This window comes from Pseudomonadota bacterium (genome assembly GCA_030859565.1).
Taxonomy (GTDB): domain Bacteria; phylum Pseudomonadota; class Gammaproteobacteria; order JACCXJ01; family JACCXJ01; genus USCg-Taylor.
In genome coordinates this window covers 1-2,904 of sequence record JALZJW010000255.1, presented here as the reverse complement: position 1 = coordinate 2,904, position 2,904 = coordinate 1, and the positions used below count along the sequence as shown (strand labels likewise).

Below are 2,904 nucleotides of genomic sequence, written 5' to 3'. Positions count from 1 at the left end.
TCCCCATCCTGCTCGATCCGGTCGGGGCCGGGGCGACCCGGTTCCGGACCGAGAGCGCGCTCCGCCTGCTGCGCGAGCTGCCGATCACGGTCCTCCGCGGCAACCGGGGCGAGGTCGGGGCGCTGGTCGGCGCCGGTGAGGTGCGCGGGGTTGAAGCGACCGGGGACGAAGACCCGGAAGCGGTGGCCACGGCCGCGCACTGGGCCTTCGGCGTCACCACCGCGGTCACGGGCCCGGTCGATGTCATCGTCGGCCAGGGCAAGACGCTGCGCGTCGCCAATGGCCACCCCCTGCTGGCCCGGATCACCGGCTCCGGCTGCATGGCCTCGACCGCGATCGGCATCTTCCTCACCGCCGGCGCCGATCCGGTGGTGCAAACTGCCCTGGCCCTCGGCACCTACGGCCTAGCCGCTGAACGGGCCGCCATTGGCAGCGACGGCCCCGGCACCTTCCGCGCCCGCCTCCTCGATGAGGTCGCCAACCTCCACGACACCGGCGTCGCCGGCCTCAACGTTTCTTTGGCTTAACCATGTTAACGAGTCTCTGGCCACCGCTACCCTGACCACGAGCAAGCGCCGCTTGCGGTCTGGCGCGACGCGGCGGAGTTGGCCCCAACCCGCCCACGCGGAGTCGGTGCCGGAGAACCTCGTCACTCGTCGGTGGCTACGATCCCGTGGTGGTATTCGGGAGGAGGACGCTTGTCTATCCGCGCACCGAGGCAGACTGGTTCAAATGTTCCGTACGTACAGTAAGATAGAGTGAGGAGCGGAGATACACCACCGCGGGCAGTGGAAAGGGTGCGTGTCACATGGGTTCAACATCGGAATCCCGATCGCGGGCGTCCTCGCTTGGTCCGTGGCTAGTCAATCGGGTGCATAGCGAAGATTGCTTGGCCGGACTCAGGGAGATACCGGATGACAGCTTCGATGTCGTCGTCACATCACCTCCATATTGGGGACAACGAGGTGCTGACGGCTTGGGTTCTGAACTCGATCCTCGTGACTACATTGCCAATTTGACGACTATCTTGGCTGAGACAATGCGCTGCCTCAAACCGCGAGGGACGCTCTGGCTAAACATTGGAGATTCGTACAATACGCCGATCAACTGGCGTGAAGACGATCATCTCTACAGCTCATTGGGTGCTGATGGCAATGGCCTAGCAGCCAACAACTCAGCATACACGAAGAATCGGGGGAGACGACGAGCATTCATTGACAAGAAGATTGGCTGGCTCCAGTATGGGAACTTGCTCGCCGTTCCCTATCGCGTGGCGCTCGCCATGGCCGATCTCGGCTTCTTGTTCCGAGGCGAGGTTATCTGGGAGAAGTCGCGGCCGTTACCCGAAGGACTCTGTCGCCGGCCTCATCGCCGGCATGAGCCAATCTACATCTTTGCCAAGGATGAACGGCACGCCTTTCAGACGAAACCACCCGTTGGCTCAGTCTGGAAACTCGTCCAGACACCGAATCAGACGCCACATTGCTCGACGTTTCCGATCGACCTGCCGCTGCGTGCAATCAAGGCGGCAGCACCTTCGGAGAATGGGATCGTTTTTGACCCTTTCATGGGAAGCGGCACAACCGGCAAAGCAGCGATGCAGCTCGGCTTCAATTATCTGGGATTTGAACTCGATCCCGTGATGGCCGAACTCGCCAATCAGTACATCAACGAAACCGTGCAAACGCGCCTGAGATTGCTAGAAGAGGCGCGCGCGAATAGCTTGCTCTAACGGATCAGGCGGTCCACCGAAGGCCACCGTGTCAATCCGCTTACTCGATTCCGTCGTTAGCAGACTCGGCACCGTTCGGGCGTTGTACGACAAACAAAGATCGAAACTGCCATGGTTTTCGATGTAGCGCCGCTTATCTGATGGTGAAGCTGGGGTGCCGAACTCGCCTCGGTTCTGATACGCTCGTGCCTCCCCAACGTTTGTTGCCGGGGGAAACGATTTCACGTCAAGCGTCACAAGGGCTGTCAAGTACCCCTTTTGCATCATGGCTAGAGAGGCTGGAACATCATCGCTAACCCGCTCGGCTAGGCTAACTTTTGCGTGTATGCCGCCAACGATCCTATCCGCGGTTCGGATCGATAGGTCGAGCTTAGATCCACCCACCGCCTTTTCGATTCCCATCTCTTCGAGAGCCTTCTTGCTGTCCGCGTCACTAAAGAGCGCTGTCAGCCAAACACCATCCGCCGCCAACCGGGCGTTGTAGTAGTCTTGAAGATGGACTTCGAAGGCATCGCCACTAGACCGCACCCAACTCTGTTTAGCATCATTTACCCGTCTGACCTCTTTGACTGTCCGTACATACTCTCGGTAAATAATGTGGTGCCAGAGGTCACTGGCGTTGATCGTCGGACATATTTCAAGCCCAAAGCGGAAAGCCTCAGCGATCGCGGCCCTGTTTTTCACATGGGTTGGGTGACCGCGAGAGCAGATCAGCGAGGCGAGCGTGGATCGCGTCAAGCTCATTTTGCTTAATGCCGTCGATTGTCACCGGAATACCGTCGATTTGCAGCAGCATTACGGGGAATCTGCTCCGTCTTCGCAAGCCATTCGTTCTTCAGCTTCCTTGACAACTTGGCTCAACGAAACGCCAAGACCTCTCGCCAAACGCTCCGCTGCCGCCAAGCCCAATCGCACCTTTCCCAATTCGACCGCGCTTACATAGGTCCGGTGTATACCGGCACGATCGGCCAGGTCTTCCTGAGAGAGTCCTGAGCGTAGGCGTCGTTGCCGGACGACCTTACCGAAGGCGCGGTGAAGCGTTGACATTCCGAAAACCTAGTCCGCTGTAGTCTCGATATCTACAGACGAGCGTCTACAATGTAATACTCGTTGTTGCCGGCGAGGCACGGCTATCACTCGTCCGCGTCGCCAATGGCCACCCCCTGCTGACC

General features: G+C 59.4%; 4 protein-coding genes. 2 read left to right on the top strand and 2 right to left on the bottom strand.

Features of this window, described 5'->3' with window-relative positions; genetic code table 11:
- On the top strand, positions 1 to 527 hold a 527-nt coding region (locus M3436_20385), incomplete at its 5' end, for a hydroxyethylthiazole kinase (GenBank protein MDQ3566329.1).
- Positions 528 to 889: 362 nt separating this feature from the next.
- The gene (locus M3436_20380) at positions 890 to 1,732 is read left to right on the top strand and encodes a site-specific DNA-methyltransferase (protein MDQ3566328.1); all 843 of its coding nucleotides are present in this window, start codon (positions 890 to 892) and stop codon (positions 1,730 to 1,732) included.
- Here the strand turns inward: M3436_20380 and M3436_20375 are convergent.
- A complete protein-coding gene (locus M3436_20375; protein ID MDQ3566327.1) occupies positions 1,700 to 2,470 on the bottom strand; it encodes a BsaWI family type II restriction enzyme in 771 nt (256 codons plus the stop codon). The two genes, M3436_20380 and M3436_20375, sit on opposite strands and share 33 nt — an antisense overlap.
- 57 nt (positions 2,471 to 2,527) lie before the next feature.
- On the bottom strand, positions 2,528 to 2,779 hold the full coding sequence (locus tag M3436_20370) for a helix-turn-helix domain-containing protein (protein ID MDQ3566326.1): 252 nt from the start codon (positions 2,777 to 2,779) through the stop codon (positions 2,528 to 2,530).
- Positions 2,780 to 2,904 lie beyond the last annotated feature (125 nt).

What these genes read in the sequence shown, in the direction of transcription:
- M3436_20370 (MDQ3566326.1), bottom strand. Translation starts at nt 2,779, where the DNA reads ATGTCAACGCTTCACCGCGCCTTCGGTAAGGTCGTCCGGCAACGACGC.